The organism is Vibrio sp. Vb0349 (assembly GCF_033338975.1).
Window position 1 is genome coordinate 79858 of the sequence record NZ_JAWOTS010000016.1, and the last position, 16054, is coordinate 95911.

The following is a 16054-nucleotide window of genomic DNA, read 5'->3' on the forward strand; positions in this document are numbered from 1 at the left end:
TACAGACTTAGTCCGCTTCGTCCATCCAGCACATGATAACGGCTTCTAGAATCTTTTCATTAGAACGGGTTGGCTCATCGTCAAACTCATCTAACTCCATGATCCATTGATGAAGATCGGTAAAACGCACTGTTTTTGGATCGACATCTGGAAACTTGTCACAAAGTTCAATCGCGATATCGCGAGAATCTGTCCATTTCATTGCTCATCTTCCTTTTGCTTCTTCCCTATATTGGGAAGATAGTTTTAGTGATCTTCTGAAGCGTGGTTTAGTGTGTATTTAGGAATTTCTACCACCAAGTCTTCATCAGCAATTCTCGCCTGACACCCTAGGCGTGACTCAGGCTCTAGACCCCACGCTTTATCTAGCATGTCGTCTTCTAGTTCTTCACTTTCTTCTAGTGAATCAAAACCTTCACGGATGATTACGTGGCAGGTAGTACACGCACATGACTTCTCACACGCATGTTCAATACCGATACCGTTTTTTAGCGCTACGTCTAGAACGGTGTCACCAGAGTTTGCTTCCAACACTGCACCTTCTGGGCACAAATCGTCGTGTGGTAATACAATAATCTTAGGCATAACTACTTATCTCTTATATATCGTCTACTGATTGACCTGACAACGCAGCTCGAATCGATTTATCCATACGGCGTGATGCGAAATCTTGGCTCGCTTTATCGGTATCTTTAATGCCTTGCTCTATCGCATCTGCATCATCACCATTACGCAGCTCAATCAAGGCTTCGATGGCTTTAATCAAGTTTTGTTTCTCTTGTTCTGATAGTAAGTCATCACCATCAGCTTGCATCGCTGCAATCAAACCTTCTATCACTCGGTCGGCTTCAACACGCTGCTCAGCTAAGGCACGAGCTTGCATGTCTTCTTTTGCGTGCGTCATTGAATCACGCAACATATCCGCCACTTCATTGTCACTTAAGCCGTAAGAAGGTTTTACTTGAATCTCTGATTGAACACCAGTGCTCTTCTCCATTGCCGTAACAGAAAGAAGGCCATCAGCGTCAACTTGGTAAGTCACGCGAATATGTGCCGCACCCGCTGCCATCGGAGGAATACCTTTTAACGAGAAGCGAGCAAGTGAACGACAGTCATCAACCATTTCACGTTCACCTTGTACCACATGAACACTCATCGCCGTTTGGCCATCTTTGAATGTGGTAAATTCTTGCGCACGCGCAACGGGAATCGTAGTGTTGCGGGGGATGATCTTCTCGACCAAACCACCCATGGTTTCAATACCGAGCGACAGTGGAATCACATCAAGAAGCAACATTTCAGAGTCAGGTTTGTTACCCGCTAGGATATCAGCTTGAATACCCGCACCGATTGCAACAACTTCATCTGGGTTAATGCTTGTCAGTGGTGTACGGCCAAAGAATTCGCCAACCATTTCTCGTACAAGCAATGTGCGTGTTGAGCCACCGACCATGACTACTTCAAGTACATCTTCCGCATCTACATCCGCATCTTTCAGCGCACGGCGGCAAGACATCAGGGTTTTCTTCACTAGCGGACGAATCAGATCTTCGAACTGCTCGCGAGTCACGGTGCCTTTCCAACCAAAAACGTCAACGTCAACACTGTCTTGCTCAGAGAAAGCAATCTTAGCTTCAGTAGCAATGTTCAACAGTGTACGGTTCTTTTCTGCAGAAAGCGGCGCTTCTAGACCCGCTTGCTCCATTAAATAATCGGCAAATAGATGGTCGAAGTCGTCACCGCCTAATGCAGAGTCGCCACCTGTTGCTAATACTTCAAATACGCCTTTCGATAAACGTAGGATAGAGATATCAAAAGTACCGCCACCTAGATCGTAAACCGCAATCACACCTTCTTGACCAGAGTCTAGGCCATAAGCAATTGCCGCAGCGGTTGGTTCATTAAGTAGACGGAGAACATGAAGACCAGCTAATTTCGCCGCATCTTTTGTACCTGCACGTTGCGCGTCATCAAAGTAAGCAGGAACGGTAATAACGACACCTGCTAACTCACCACCTAACGTATCTTCAGCTCGCTTACCCAATACTTTTAGGATGTCCGCAGATACTTCAATCGGGTTTTTGTCACCTTGAGGTGTTTGCAAAATTGGCAGGCCGTTTTCACTCTCTTTAAAACGATAAGGAAGTGAAGAGTAACGGGACTGAATGTCCTTTAATGAACGACCGATCAAACGTTTTACAGAGATAATCGTGTTCTCTGGTTCAAACTCTGCTTTGGCTTTGGCTTCGTGGCCGACCGTTAACGTTTCCTCAGCGTAATTAACGACTGAAGGTAAAATAGTACGGCCCTGCTCGTCCGCAAGTGGAGTTGCATCGCCGCTACGTACAGAAGCAACCAAAGAGTTGGTAGTACCTAAGTCGATACCCGCTGCTAACTTATGCTCATGAGGTGCCGAGCTTTGGCCCGGTTCTGCGATTTGAAGTAGTGCCATGATAGGTCCTTGTCACGCTTACTAGCCGAGGAGTTTGTCTTCGACTAGCTCAATTTCGTTCTTTAGTTTGGCAATGAATTTTAGCTTACGAACTCGGTCTGCGGCTTCAGCCCATAGACCATCATCAAGCTCTTGCTCGACGCTTGCCAGATGCTGTTTGTACATTTTGCTGACCTTAGAGTCGAAGTCAAAAAGCGCCGATTCAGGATCGGACTTGTCAGCAATCTCTTCCAGTTCTTCGCGCAGTTCCATTTGCTCCATTAAGAACATCGGATCTTGCATCGTTTGCTGTTCACCTCGGATCTCAACACCTTGCTCTGCGAGGATATACTCGGCGCGAGAAATAGGATTTTTCAGAACTTGATAGGCATCGTTGATTTGCGCCGCCTTTTGCACCGCCATCAAACGGTCACGTTCTGAGCCCGTTGCAAAGTTATCCGGGTGGAAGCGTTTTTGTAGTTCTCGGAACTGAGAAGAAAGAAGGCTACCATCCAGCTTAAACTGACTTGGTAGCCCAAATAATTCAAAGTGATTCATTAAGTTCGGGTCCTAGTAAAGCCTTCCGGACTCGTTTGCCCAGAAGGACAATCAATTAGACGTTGAAGCTTTCACCACAACCACATTCACTTTTCGCGTTAGGGTTGTTGAATTCAAAACCTTCATTCAACCCTTCTTTCACGTAATCCAATTCAGTACCATCTAGGTACACTAAGCTCTTTTGATCGATGATAATTTTCACTCCAGAGAGTTCAAATACTTCGTCTTCTTCATTGAGCTCATCAACAAACTCAAGTACGTATGCCATGCCGGAACAACCAGTCGTCTTCACTCCAAGACGTAAACCGATACCTTTGCCTCGGTTATCTAGGAATGCTCTTACGCGACTTGCCGCTGATTCTGTCATTGTGATGGCCATACTGCACCTTAGTCTGTCTAAATTTCGATTGGAATGGGAGCGTCAAAGCTCCCATTATATTACGGAATAATTATTCTTGGTGTTTTTTCTTGTAGTCAGCAACCGCTGCTTTGATTGCATCTTCAGCAAGAATAGAACAGTGAACTTTCACTGGTGGAAGCTCTAGCTCTTCAGCAATCTCAGAGTTTTTAATTGCTGCCGCTTCATCAACTGACTTACCTTTTACCCACTCAGTTACTAGTGAGCTTGATGCGATTGCACTACCACAACCGTATGTTTTGAACTTCGCATCTTCGATGATACCTTCAGGTGTCACTTTGATTTGAAGCTTCATTACGTCACCACACGCAGGAGCGCCAACCATGCCGCTACCTACTGATGGATCTTCTTTATCGAATGAACCAACGTTACGTGGGTTCTCGTAGTGATCAATTACTTTTTCGCTGTATGCCATGATAAATTACCTCGAATCCTCTATTTCAATCCCTGAGATTAATGGTGAGCCCATTCAACAGTGCTCAAATCAATCCCTTCTTTGTACATATCCCATAGAGGAGACATGTCGCGTAGCTTAGTCACTGCAACGCGGATTTGTTCAATTGCGTAATCAATTTCTTCTTCAGTCGTGAAACGACCAAACGAGAAACGAACCGAGCTGTGAGCCAATTCGTCATCCATGCCTAGGGCACGAAGAACGTAAGAAGGCTCAAGGCTTGCAGACGTACAAGCACTACCAGAAGATACCGCTAGATCTTTAAGCGACATTAGTAGTGATTCACCTTCTACGAATGCGAAACTGATGTTTAGGTTGTGTGGTACACGCTGCTCAAAGTCACCGTTTACCGTCACTGCTTCTAAGTCTTTCACGCCATCAAAAAGACGGTTACGAAGCGCTAAAGCATGATCGTAATCTTTTTGCATGTCTTCTTTTGCAATACGGAATGCTTCACCCATACCTACGATTTGGTGAGTAGGTAGTGTACCAGAGCGGAAACCACGCTCATGGCCACCACCGTGCATTTGCGCTTCAAGACGAATACGAGGCTTACGACGAACGTAAAGTGCACCGATGCCTTTAGGGCCATAAACTTTGTGAGCAGAAAGCGAAATTAGGTCAACTTTCATCTCTTGAACGTCGATTGGTAATTTCCCTGCAGATTGCGCTGCATCCACGTGGAAAACAATTTTACGCTCACGACACAATTCGCCGATCGCTGTAATGTCTTGAACCACACCAATCTCGTTGTTTACGTGCATAATAGACACAAGCACTGTGTCATCACGCATTGCCGCTTTAAGCTTCTCTAGATCGATCAAGCCATTTGATTCTGGCTCAAGGTAAGTCACTTCAAAGCCTTCACGCTCAAGTTGACGACATGGGTCAAGAACGGCTTTGTGCTCTGTTTTACAAGTGATTACGTGCTTGCCTTTCTTCGAGTAAAAGTGCGCTGCACCTTTAATAGCAAGGTTGTCTGATTCTGTCGCACCAGATGTAAATACGATTTCGCGAGGATCTGCATTTAGAAGGTCAGCAATTTGCTCACGAGCAGTATCGACCGCTTCTTCTGCCTGCCAGCCGTAACGGTGCGAACGCGACGCTGGGTTGCCAAATGTGCCATCCATTGTCATGTACTGAACCATTTTTTCAGCAACACGTGGATCAACTGGACATGTAGCGGAATAATCAAGATAAATCGGCAGTTTCATTCTCTACTCCAATGTAAAAAGCTGACCGCTAAGAGCGGACGTTTACACCGATGGGCGCGGCGGTTGTATTTTTGTTTGATAGCCCATGGGTTACCGCCAGATCAATGTCCTGACGATCAGAAATTTCGAGTACTTCATTGTCTGTCATCAACTCACCAAGAGTGATGTTATTCAAAAAGTCACTAATGCGAGAGCTTAGGTCACGCCACAGCGTGTGAGTAAGGCAACGTGTTCCACCTTGGCAATCTCCTTTACCTTGGCATTTGGTTGCATCTACTGACTCATCAACGGCAGCAATCACGGTACCAATAGCGATACTGTGAGCGTCGGCACCAAGTCGGTAACCACCACCAGGACCACGAACGCTGGCAACGAGACCTGCTTTACGCAATTTTGAAAATAGCTGCTCTAAGTAAGAGAGCGAGATCCCTTGACGCTCTGAAATATCAGCCAGAGGTACAGGGTTTTGTTGCGAATGCAGTGCCACATCCAGCATGGCTGTCACCGCATATCTTCCTTTAGATGTAAGTTTCATACCACACCGTATCCACATGGTTTGTAATGGTTAAGATTTTTCCATACCTGAGTAATTTGGTCAAGTATTTATTTGACCATTTTACTCAGGTATTCATCCTTACACCTAAAGTGGTTATTATTCACTCAGAACTTCTTTTCTATCGAAGTCAAAACGCCTCGTAGAATATTAAGTTCTTGGGTTTCTGGTCGAGCACGAGAGAACAAACGGCGCAACTTATTCATCACCTGTCCAGGTTGCTCTTTGTTAATAAACTGGGTCTCAACCATCACCTTTTCAAGATGCTCGAAGAACATTTCGAGTTCTCGATGACGCGGGTATTCTTCCGATTCATTTGGGGAAAACTGGCTTTGCTCTAAGTTCAAGTGTGCAACTCGCACTTCGTAACTGAGAGTTTGTACAGCCATCGCTAGGTTAAGCGAGCTGTACTCAGGATTAGCGGGAATACAAACATGGTAGTGGCACTTTTGTAGCTCTTCGTTTGTCAAACCAGTTCTTTCTCGGCCAAACACGAGCGCAACCGGATGCTTTCGGCCTTCAACTGCAAATTTCTCACCGCATTCACGTGGCTCGAGCATTGGCCATTCTAATGTACGAGAGCGGGCGCTAGAACCCACAACAAGGCCACAATCTTCAACCGCTTCTTCTAATGTGCCGACAATCTTTGCATTTTGAGCAATATCACCAGCACCCGCAGCTAAAGCAAGAGTTTGTTCATCCACTTCACATTGTGGATCGACTAATACTAGTTGGTTTAAACCCATCACTTTCATTGCTCGAGCTGCTGAGCCAATATTGCCTGAATGAGAGGTACCTACGAGTACAATTTTTACTTGATCCAACATCTGTGTTTGCTACCTAAATTAAAACCGCAGAATGTTATCATAGTTTTTTAAGACACCCTAGAGGCAAGCAGACCTCTCTTCTCATTCTTGGTTATTGTTCTCGTCCGCAGTATGCTCTGTACACTCAACCAGCCGCATTTAGAACAAAAAATAACCACTTCCCTTTTTAATTATCTCTGGTATACTCGCCGCCGCTTTCATTTGTTCTTTAACATCCGTTGGGAAATTCGTATGCATCCAATGCTAAACATTGCTATTCGCGCTGCGCGAAAGGCAGGCAATCATATTGCTAAATCATTAGAAAACACTGATAAAGTAGAATCTACTCTTAAAGGCACTAATGACTTTGTCACTAACGTAGACAAAGAAGCAGAATACATCATCATCGATACTATCAAGCAGTCTTACCCTGAGCACTGTATCGTTGCTGAAGAACAAGGTCTTATCGAAGGTAAAGATAAAGACGTACAATGGATCATCGACCCACTGGATGGCACCACTAACTTTGTAAAAGGTTACCCAACTTTCGCGGTTTCTATCGCTGTTCGTATTAAGGGCAAAACTGAAGTTGCTTGTGTTTACGATCCAATGCAAAACGAGCTATTCACTGCACAACGCGGTGCCGGCGCTCAACTAAACAGTGCACGTATTCGTGTTGCTCAACTAAAAGACCTTCAAGGTACTGTTCTAGCAACAGGCTTCCCATTCAAGCAGAAACAACACGCTGAGTCTTACATCAAGATCGTTGGTGCGCTATTCACTGAGTGTGCTGATTTCCGTCGTAGCGGCTCTGCTGCTCTAGACCTTTGTTACGTGGCTGCTGGCCGTGTTGATGGTTACTTCGAACTAGGCCTAAAACCTTGGGATATGGCAGCAGGTGAGCTTATTGCTCGTGAAGCTGGCGCAATCCTAACAGACTTTGCTGGCGGCACTGACTACATGAAGTCTGGTAACATCGTTGCTTCAAGCGCTCGTGGCGTAAAATCTATCCTTAAGCACATCCGCGAAAACGGTAACAGCGCGATCCTTAAGTAAGATTTGAAAGTCATATTTAGCCCGTCACGCTGATGACTTTAGAAAGCCCCGCTCAATGAGCGGGGCTTTTTTATTTCGAACAATCAGCCTGTTTGTAGAAACGGTCGTAGTCAGCTAAGTGGTCTATTTTTACGTGCTTAACCTTCCATACTTGTTCCTTCATTAAAAACTGCAGCGAAACCGTGACTGGCTGGTATACATCACCAAAGCCGTTTACAGAAAGACATCCAACTCCTCCATCCTCACTGTACTCTTCAAAGTAAGACAGCTCTGTAACCAAACTTGATGGGATAGATGATAAAAATGGAAATTGATGACCAAATTTTATTGGGTGAGACTTAATACTGTTCAGCTCTTCAATCGATAGATTTGGTCCTGCCATAGCTTCTACCACCTCTATATACTGCATCTTGTATAAATTATTACGTATATCAAGGTAAGTATCGTGGAGTGGACTTGCGATGCAGGGCGTTGAAACACTTAGTAAAACCGGAATAGGTAGAATTCTATTTAGCATAACCAACTAAACCCCAGCTTCACGGAGCGCTTGATCAATTTTACTCGGCTTAAATCTGTACTTACAAAGCCCCCACTCGCACTGCTCTAAAAGCTCACGGACATTTACCTGCCCAGTAACTCCAAAGGAAACAACACCAAAAAGAGAAACACTCCCACTGTATGTCAAAACACCATCACGAGTAGTTTTAAAAGTAACAGAAACGGCTTTTAATTTTATGCCCAGCTCTTCAACCATTTCTTTTGAAACTTCAAACTTAGTAAATCCAAGCTCACCAGATAAAGTTACTTTACCTGACTCATCAACTGCTAACTTGAACCTTTTCCCTCCAGTAACTAGCTTGGTGGTAACACCTTTATTGTGCTTGTAAGAAATCTCTACAAACTTCAGTAACTGTACTTTTATTTCAGCTTGCCTTGACATTATTTCCTCCCGAAATTGTTGAACATACTTCCGATATTCAACTCAATCAAAAAACTACAATTCAAGCTGGAAGTACCTCAAAAAAAAATGAAACTTTCAAATCTATCAGGCATAAAAAAACCGCTGATTGCTCAGCGGTTTTTGTTTTCGGTTCTCAATCTGCCTTATGGCATCTCGTCGAACTCTGCACCTTCTTTTTCTACTTGAGGTGGCATCAAGTGCTCTTTCTGGATACCCAGTTTCAGAGCCAGTGCTGATGCTACGTAGATAGAAGAGTAAGTACCTACAGTGATACCGAGTAAAAGTGCGGTTGCAAAGCCGTGAATCATAGCACCGCCCTGCATGAACAGTGCAATTACCACGAACAAAGTCGTACCAGATGTAATCAATGTACGGCTCAACGTCTGAGTGATTGAGGCGTCCATAATGTCTGAAGGTTCACCCTTACGCATCTTACGGAAGTTTTCACGAATCCGGTCAAATACAACGATGGTATCGTTGAGTGAGTAGCCCACAACCGTCAGTAGCGCAGCTACGATGGTCAGGTCAACTTCAATTTGTAGAAACGAGAAGACACCTAGCGTGATAATTATATCGTGAGCCAATGCCATTACCGCACCAGCCGCTAGACGCCATTCAAATCGCATCGATACATAAAGCAGGATACAGATCAGCGATACCAAGATCGCTAGACCACCAGCTTCTGTTAGCTCATCACCAACGTTGGGACCTACGAACTCAATACGACGCATTTCTACGCTTTCGCCAGTACCATCTTTGATAGCACCAATGATTTGGTTACCTAGCGTTTCACCAGAAACGTCATCACGTGGACGAAGACGGACCATGACTTCACGAGCACTACCGAAGTTTTGTACTGTCGCATCGCCAAAGCCTTTTGAATCTAGTGCTGCACGAATCTCTTCAAGGTTTGCTGGCTGTTCAAAACCTACCTCGATAAGCGTACCGCCAGTGAAATCTAGCCCCCAATTAAGCCACTTGGTTGACAAAGTGAAGATAGAAGCAGCAATCATTATAATTGAAAAAACGAATGCTACTTTCGACCAACGCATAAAGCCGATCGTCTTCTCTGCTTTTAGAATTTGAAACATATTAATTCCCAGCCTTAGATCGACAATTTATCAACGCGTTTGCCACCGTAGATCAGGTTCACGATACAACGTGTACCAATAATGGCGGTGAACATTGAAGTTAAGATACCGATAGATAGAGTAACTGCGAAACCTTTCACCGCACCTGTACCGACCGCAAATAGAATGATTGCAGTAATTAGTGTTGTGATGTTCGCATCAGCAATCGTGCTGAATGCATTCGCGTAACCTTGGTGAATCGCTTGTTGTGGACTGCGTCCATCACGAATTTCTTCACGGATACGCTCGAAGATCAGTACGTTCGCATCAACCGCCATACCGACTGTTAACACGATACCGGCTATCCCTGGAAGCGTCATGGTAGCGCCTGGAATCATCGACATAACACCAATGATAAGCACCAAGTTTGCCATTAGAGCGATGTTTGCAATCAAACCAAAGCCGCGGTAGTAAAGCAGCGTAAATAGCATTACGGCAACCATACCCCAGATACATGCTTGGATACCCATATCGATGTTTTGCTGGCCCATTGATGGACCAATGGTACGTTCTTCAACGATAGAGATAGGTGCAATCAGTGCACCAGCACGTAGTAAAAGTGCTAGGTTGTGTGCTTCTGCAGCAGAGTCGATACCTGTGATACGGAAGTTACGACCAAGAGCCGATTGAATCGTTGCTTGGTTGATGACTTCTTCATGCTTATCCAGAATAACTTTGCCTTCAGGCGTACGACGGCCACTGTCTTTGTATTCTGCAAACACGGTAGCCATTAGCTTACCAATGTTCTTCTTAGAGAACGCAGACATCTTATTACCACCTTCGCTGTCTAGCGAGATGTTAACTTGTGGACGACCATATTCATCAACACTTGAGCTTGCATCTGTGATGCTTTGACCGCCGAGAATAACGCGCTTCTTAAGCACTACTGGGCGACCATCACGGTCCATCTTGATTTCACTACCTGCTGGCGCACGACCATTTGCCGCTGCCGATAGGTCAGCTTTATCATCAACTTCACGGAATTCAAGCGTTGCCGTAGCTCCGAGAATTTCTTTTGCACGAGCAGTGTCTTGAACACCAGGCAGTTCAACTACAATGCGACTAGCACCTTGACGTTGAACCAATGGTTCCGCAACACCTAATTCGTTGACACGATTACGTAAAATCGTAATGTTTTGCTCAACAGCATAGTTACGGATCTCTTGTAAACGTTGCTCAGTAAAGGTTGCAGTAAGAGCGTAACGGCCATTTGAATCAGAATCGACAAAAATCATGTCCGGGTGATTCTTTTCTAGCGTTGCTTTCGCTTCTGCTAATTGCTCTTCGTTACGCAACAACACTTCTACCGCTTCTTTTCCAGAAGGGCGGATTGCACGGTAACGAATCTTGGCGTCACGAAGTTCGCTACGGAAAGCTTCTTCTTGTTGACCAACAAGCTTTTCCATCGCTGCATCCATATCCACTTCCATTAAGAAGTGAACACCACCGCGAAGGTCAAGACCTAGCTTCAATGGTGACGCGCCAATCGCTTCTAGCCAGTCGGGTGTAGAAGGTGCAAGGTTAAGTGCAACAATTGTGTCTTTGCCTAGCGCTTCGCTGATGACATCACGAGCACTGATTTGTGTGTCAGTGTCGTTAAAACGAACAAGAATTGATCCATCTTCGAGAGCAATGGATTTATGAGAAAGTTGCTCTTTGTTAAGAGCAGTAGTGACAGCATCCAGCGTTGACATATCTACAGAGGCGCCACGCGCCCCTGTAACTTGAATAGCCGGATCTTCACCGTAGATATTTGGAAGTGCGTATAACGCAGCGGTGATGATGGCAAAAAGCACCATCAAGTACTTCCATAATGGATAACGGTTTAGCACAGCGAGGATCCTTTAGCTGTTTTATAGAGACTTAAGCGTACCTTTTGGTAGCACTGCAGTGATGAAGTCTTTCTTGATTACTACTTCATTGTTCGCGTTAAGCTCAATTGAAATGTAGTCATTGTCTTCAGCAATCTTAGTGATTTTACCCACTAGGCCACCGCTAGTTAAAACTTCGTCGCCTTTGCCCATAGAAGCCATTAGGTTTTTGTGTTCTTTTACGCGTTTCGCTTGTGGGCGATAAATCATGAAGTAAAAGATCACTGCGAACATGCCAAGCATGATTAGCATTTCAAAACCACCGCCTGCTGGCGCGCCTTCTGCTGCTGCGTGAGCCTGAGAAATAAACATTAAAACATCCTCATTATATTTTATTGATAATCAAACAAATTGGGCTTTCGCATTTTAGATTCAAGTCTGAGAGTAACTAATAGAGATCGCTCTCTCAAAAATAACGTGCGTTAGCCTACTTTATTAGCAAAAGCCTCTGGCGACATGCCAAAGGCTTTAATTCTTTTAGTTTTTCAATTACTGCTCTTTTGCTAGTGGTGGCACTTCACGGCCACGACGCTCATAGAACTCAGTAACAAATTCATCGAAGCGATCTTCATCAATTGCTTTACGAATGCTTTCCATCAGACGCTGGTAGTAACGCAGGTTATGGATTGTATTCAAGCGAGCGCCTAAGATTTCATTACAACGCTCTAAATGGTGAAGGTACGACTTGCTGTAGTTTTGACAAGTGTAACAGTCACAATGCGGATCCAATGGTGTTGTATCCGTTTTATGTTTCGCATTACGGATCTTGATCACACCACCAGTCACAAATAAGTGACCATTACGTGCGTTACGCGTTGGCATTACACAGTCAAACATGTCGATACCACGACGAACACCTTCAACCAAATCTTCTGGCTTACCAACGCCCATCAAGTAGCGAGGTTTGTCTTCAGGAAGTTGAGGACAAGTATGCTCAAGAATACGGTGCATGTCTTCTTTAGGCTCACCTACTGCCAAACCACCAACCGCATAACCGTCAAAACCGATTTCCGTTAGACCTTTTACCGACACATCACGTAAATCTTCGTAAACACCACCTTGAACAATACCAAATAGGTTGTTCGGGTTTTCTAGCTTCTCGAAATGGTCACGTGAACGCTGTGCCCAGCGTAATGACATTTCCATCGATTTCTTCGCTTCATCGTGTGTCGCTGGGTAAGGCGTACACTCGTCAAAAATCATAACGATGTCAGAGCCCAGGTCTTTTTGAATTTCCATCGACTTTTCTGCGTCCATGAAAATCTTGTCACCGTTTACTGGGTTACGAAAGTGAACACCCTCTTCAGTGATCGTACGCATCTTACCAAGGCTGAATACTTGGAAGCCGCCTGAATCAGTAAGAATAGGACCGTGCCAGTTCATAAAATCGTGCAGGTCACCGTGCATTTTCATCACTTCTTGACCAGGACGTAGCCACAGGTGGAACGTATTACCTAGCAGAATTTCTGCACCAGTACCTTTTACTTCTTCTGGTGTCATACCTTTAACGGTACCGTAAGTACCTACTGGCATGAACGCAGGAGTTTGAACAGTGCCGCGTTCGAAAGTCAGTTGACCACGACGTGCATTGCCGTTTTTCTTCTTAAGATCGAATTTTAATTTCACGATGCCTCCGGGTGTCAGAGAAACAGTCTGACTGAGTGTTTAGGGCTCTACCCTACTTTAAGGAGCGGTCGCTTTTCCTTGCGAGAGACAAAGCAATGGATGCTTTATTTCCTAGCTTACTGCTAGCACTCGTAAATCTACTTTTAACTACGCCGTTTTCTTCTTGATGAACATTGAATCGCCATACGAGAAGAAACGGTATTTGTTTTCCACCGCATGTTTGTAAGCATTCATGGTGTTCTCGTATCCAGCAAATGCACTCACCAACATGATCAGTGTTGATTCAGGCAAGTGGAAGTTTGTGATCAAGCAATCCACCAGCTGATATTCGTAACCAGGGAAAATAAAGATTTCAGTATCGCCAAAGAATGGGGCCAGCTCAGTCCCTTTTTGCAATGCGTCTTGCGCTGCACTTTCAAGTGAACGCACAGATGTGGTACCAACAGCAATAATTCGTCCGCCACGCGCTTTCGTCGCTTTAATTGCTTCGACGACTTCTTGTGGTACTTCTACGTACTCGGCATGCATGTGGTGATCGTTGATATTTTCCACTTTTACCGGCTGGAATGTACCCGCCCCAACGTGCAAAGTAACGTAAGCAAACTCTGCACCTTTCGCTTTGATTTTCTCCAAGAGAACATCATCAAAGTGAAGGCCCGCTGTCGGTGCCGCAACCGCACCTGGCTTTTGATTATATACCGTTTGGTAACGCTCTTTATCTGCATCTTCGTCTGGACGGTCGATGTAAGGAGGAAGCGGCATATGGCCGATTTCTTCCAGAATTTCTAGTACCGTCTTATCAGAACTAAATTTCAGTTCAAATAAAGCATCATGGCGTGCAACCATCTCTGCTGAATATTCATCATTCTCGCCAACAATAATGGTTGTACCTGGTTTTGGTGATTTAGAGCAACGAACGTGCGCGAGGATGCTTTTCTCATCCAACATGCGCTCCACTAGCACTTCTAATTTACCGCCCGATTCCTTGCGGCCAAAAAGACGAGCAGGAATAACACGAGTATTATTAAACACCACTAAGTCACCGGGTTGAACTTGGCCCAATACATCAGTAAATGTGCCATCAATGAGCTCTCCGGTATTGCCGTCCATTTGCAGCAGTCGGCTAGCGGTACGCTCTGGTTGAGGGTAGCGAGCGATGAGTTCATCTGGAAGGTCGAAATGGAAATCTGATACTTGCATGTTACTTGTCTTATCTATTGGTCAAATCACGTCTAGGCGACGATAAAATTGCGACGAGTTTTTCGCAGCAGACTAGTATATGTTTACATGCTGCAATAGCAAGCAAATCACCAGAATATAGCAGTAAAAGCCATGGTGAAGAGTGTAATAAAACGTGAAAAGCCTCGATTACTTGGCACTATTTTTAATTTGAGCCCAAAAGAGAAAACATGAAAAAAGCAAAGCAGCGTATACCGCTGCTTATTAGTTTGGCATTCCAATCGCCCTATCAAACTTCACGCTTTCGCCACAAGAACAACGGCACGAATAAACCCAACCACCAAAACCCTAGACTGCCACCTTCATCCTCTGAGCCTTTGAAATCACAGTTATTGGTCGCAATGCCATCGTGACACTCTTTATTGTCACCACTTTCATTGTTAGCACTTTTGATAAAATTCGGCGCAATGATGTAACGACTTGGTGGCGCATCGGCAGTGATGTAAGACTGTACCCAGTCGTAATAGTGGCTCACCTTGGTGTAGAAACTTGGGATCGTCAAAGAGCCACACGTTGGTAGAATAAGGGGGCCGCCACTAACAATACCAATTTGTTTGCCGGTCGCCACATCGACCAACGGGCCACCACTGTCACCTTTACATGCAGAGTTGCCATATTGAGTATGGCTATCTGGCTCCAATACATGGTTTTGTGTTGGTAGCGTACAAATTTTGGTTTGGTTGTCTCTTGAATCAATGATCCCCGGAAAACTGCTGCCAATTTCTAAACGCTCATAACATTTGTCGATGGGTAAAAATGTGCTAATGGTGGTTTTGAGCGTATTAGAAGGTTCAGAAGCATCCGGCTGAGTAGCCCCCCATCCAAACACTTGCACATTTTCGACACGTTGATTGGTCAGGTAATTATCGTTCCAATCCGCCGCCAAACGTGCTTCGATACTCTCCATGTCAACTTTACTCGCTAGGTCAGCAAAGCTCGCGTTTGCCACTGGGCGCGTGAGATACAGCAACGCGATGTCTGAATCTAAACCGGTTTGGATAGGTTTCACGTTGCCATTACTGTCGGTCTCAGCTTTTGAAATCCGGGTGTAATCCGGATGAACCACAACGTGAGACACCGGATAGAAGTTATCAAGCCCTGCAGAATTAAGTTCATACACATTCGCATTCACCGACAGCTCACCCGGCGGGGTCACATAGTAGGTTGCTTCATTGGTTCCTTGTCCCATCACCACACAGTGCGCCGCAGTCAGTACCCATTGCTCTGTCAGCATCGTTCCACCACACAGCGGAAACTCTGCCATATTACTTGCTCGCAAAGTAACGCGGTCAACAGGATCGGTTTGTTCATCTCCTAACACAATCGCCTGTGTTGATGGCACACTGAATGCCGCCACTGCCAGCGCAATAAGTTTGTTACACGTTGTTCGTTTCATCTAGGTTGCTGTCTTCAATTTGGTAAGCCTGGACGTATCTTCTTCGAGAGAAGAATCTTGGAAAATCCAGCGAATAAAAATGTGCGATTCAATTCATTGGATTACCTTGGGGACACATTCAATATCAACTAAAAATGCCAACTGACTCGCACACAAACCGACTTATTCAAATTAATAAAAACACCAATAAAACACAGATTACGCAGCCCATCAGCATTGTGCTATTTAATTGATGAAAAACGAGTTAGCTCCCAGATATACAGAAAAATATTCTCTATATTTAAGAGAAGGACAATGCCGCTGGAGGTCTCTATGATCAAGGTTGAAGACATGATGACTCG

Annotated in this window: 18 protein-coding genes; 1 reads left to right on the forward strand and 17 read right to left on the reverse strand. The window is 44.8% G+C overall.

Annotated features, from left to right (window positions below):
* Positions 1-7: 7 nt before the first annotated feature.
* The 9 genes from iscX to trmJ all read right to left on the reverse strand — a co-directional run bounded on the left by iscX (position 8) and on the right by trmJ (position 6455).
* Positions 8-202 carry a Fe-S cluster assembly protein IscX gene (gene iscX / locus R7Q47_RS16635; protein ID WP_248487370.1) on the reverse strand — a complete coding sequence of 65 codons (195 nt, stop codon included), beginning with the start codon at positions 200-202 and terminating at the stop codon, positions 8-10.
* A gap of 44 nt (positions 203-246) precedes the next feature.
* Positions 247-585 carry an ISC system 2Fe-2S type ferredoxin gene (gene fdx / locus R7Q47_RS16640; RefSeq protein WP_005381713.1) on the reverse strand — a complete coding sequence of 113 codons (339 nt, stop codon included), beginning with the start codon at positions 583-585 and terminating at the stop codon, positions 247-249.
* A gap of 13 nt (positions 586-598) precedes the next feature.
* Positions 599-2452, reverse strand: coding sequence for a Fe-S protein assembly chaperone HscA (gene hscA, locus R7Q47_RS16645; protein ID WP_053302969.1), 1854 nt, complete (start codon positions 2450-2452; stop codon positions 599-601).
* 21 nt (positions 2453-2473) lie between these two features.
* A complete protein-coding gene (gene hscB, locus R7Q47_RS16650) occupies positions 2474-2989 on the reverse strand; it encodes a co-chaperone HscB (protein WP_033905803.1) in 516 nt (171 codons plus the stop codon).
* A 55-nt stretch (positions 2990-3044) separates the two neighbouring features.
* Positions 3045-3368, reverse strand: coding sequence for an iron-sulfur cluster assembly protein IscA (iscA, locus tag R7Q47_RS16655; protein WP_005381717.1), 324 nt, complete (start codon positions 3366-3368; stop codon positions 3045-3047).
* A gap of 70 nt (positions 3369-3438) precedes the next feature.
* Entirely contained in the window at positions 3439-3822 is a 384-nt protein-coding gene (iscU, locus tag R7Q47_RS16660; protein WP_005381718.1) for a Fe-S cluster assembly scaffold IscU, read from the reverse strand.
* A gap of 38 nt (positions 3823-3860) precedes the next feature.
* Positions 3861-5075: an IscS subfamily cysteine desulfurase gene (locus tag R7Q47_RS16665; RefSeq protein WP_025768862.1), complete on the reverse strand. Its 1215-nt coding sequence runs from the start codon at positions 5073-5075 to the stop codon at positions 3861-3863.
* A 28-nt stretch (positions 5076-5103) separates the two neighbouring features.
* Positions 5104-5610, reverse strand: coding sequence for a Fe-S cluster assembly transcriptional regulator IscR (iscR, locus tag R7Q47_RS16670; RefSeq protein WP_005381720.1), 507 nt, complete (start codon positions 5608-5610; stop codon positions 5104-5106).
* Between the two features lie 125 nt (positions 5611-5735).
* Entirely contained in the window at positions 5736-6455 is a 720-nt protein-coding gene (trmJ, locus tag R7Q47_RS16675) for a tRNA (cytosine(32)/uridine(32)-2'-O)-methyltransferase TrmJ (protein WP_005383693.1), read from the reverse strand.
* Positions 6456-6686: 231 nt separating this feature from the next.
* Here trmJ and suhB point away from each other — a divergent pair, with 231 nt between their 5' ends.
* Positions 6687-7490 (forward strand): inositol-1-monophosphatase, encoded by an 804-nt coding sequence (gene suhB, locus R7Q47_RS16680; protein ID WP_005381722.1) that lies wholly within the window; start codon positions 6687-6689, stop codon positions 7488-7490.
* A gap of 70 nt (positions 7491-7560) precedes the next feature.
* Here suhB and R7Q47_RS16685 read toward each other — a convergent pair whose 3' ends face one another.
* From R7Q47_RS16685 to R7Q47_RS16720, 8 genes are all read right to left on the reverse strand, one after another.
* The gene (locus tag R7Q47_RS16685; protein WP_213871966.1) at positions 7561-7872 is read right to left on the reverse strand and encodes a hypothetical protein; all 312 of its coding nucleotides are present in this window, start codon (positions 7870-7872) and stop codon (positions 7561-7563) included.
* Positions 7873-8013: 141 nt separating this feature from the next.
* Entirely contained in the window at positions 8014-8430 is a 417-nt protein-coding gene (locus tag R7Q47_RS16690) for a hypothetical protein (protein ID WP_017633921.1), read from the reverse strand.
* Positions 8431-8594: 164 nt separating this feature from the next.
* Entirely contained in the window at positions 8595-9542 is a 948-nt protein-coding gene (gene secF / locus R7Q47_RS16695) for a protein translocase subunit SecF (RefSeq protein ID WP_005383689.1), read from the reverse strand.
* A 14-nt stretch (positions 9543-9556) separates the two neighbouring features.
* Positions 9557-11413, reverse strand: coding sequence for a protein translocase subunit SecD (gene secD / locus R7Q47_RS16700; protein WP_005381724.1), 1857 nt, complete (start codon positions 11411-11413; stop codon positions 9557-9559).
* 21 nt (positions 11414-11434) lie between these two features.
* Positions 11435-11764, reverse strand: coding sequence for a preprotein translocase subunit YajC (gene yajC / locus R7Q47_RS16705; protein ID WP_005381725.1), 330 nt, complete (start codon positions 11762-11764; stop codon positions 11435-11437).
* A 177-nt stretch (positions 11765-11941) separates the two neighbouring features.
* On the reverse strand, positions 11942-13078 hold the full coding sequence (tgt, locus tag R7Q47_RS16710; RefSeq protein ID WP_005381727.1) for a tRNA guanosine(34) transglycosylase Tgt: 1137 nt from the start codon (positions 13076-13078) through the stop codon (positions 11942-11944).
* 147 nt (positions 13079-13225) lie between these two features.
* Positions 13226-14278, reverse strand: coding sequence for a tRNA preQ1(34) S-adenosylmethionine ribosyltransferase-isomerase QueA (gene queA, locus R7Q47_RS16715; RefSeq protein WP_005381728.1), 1053 nt, complete (start codon positions 14276-14278; stop codon positions 13226-13228).
* A gap of 268 nt (positions 14279-14546) precedes the next feature.
* A complete protein-coding gene (locus R7Q47_RS16720) occupies positions 14547-15713 on the reverse strand; it encodes a trypsin-like serine protease (RefSeq protein ID WP_248487366.1) in 1167 nt (388 codons plus the stop codon).
* Positions 15714-16054: the final 341 nt, after the last annotated feature.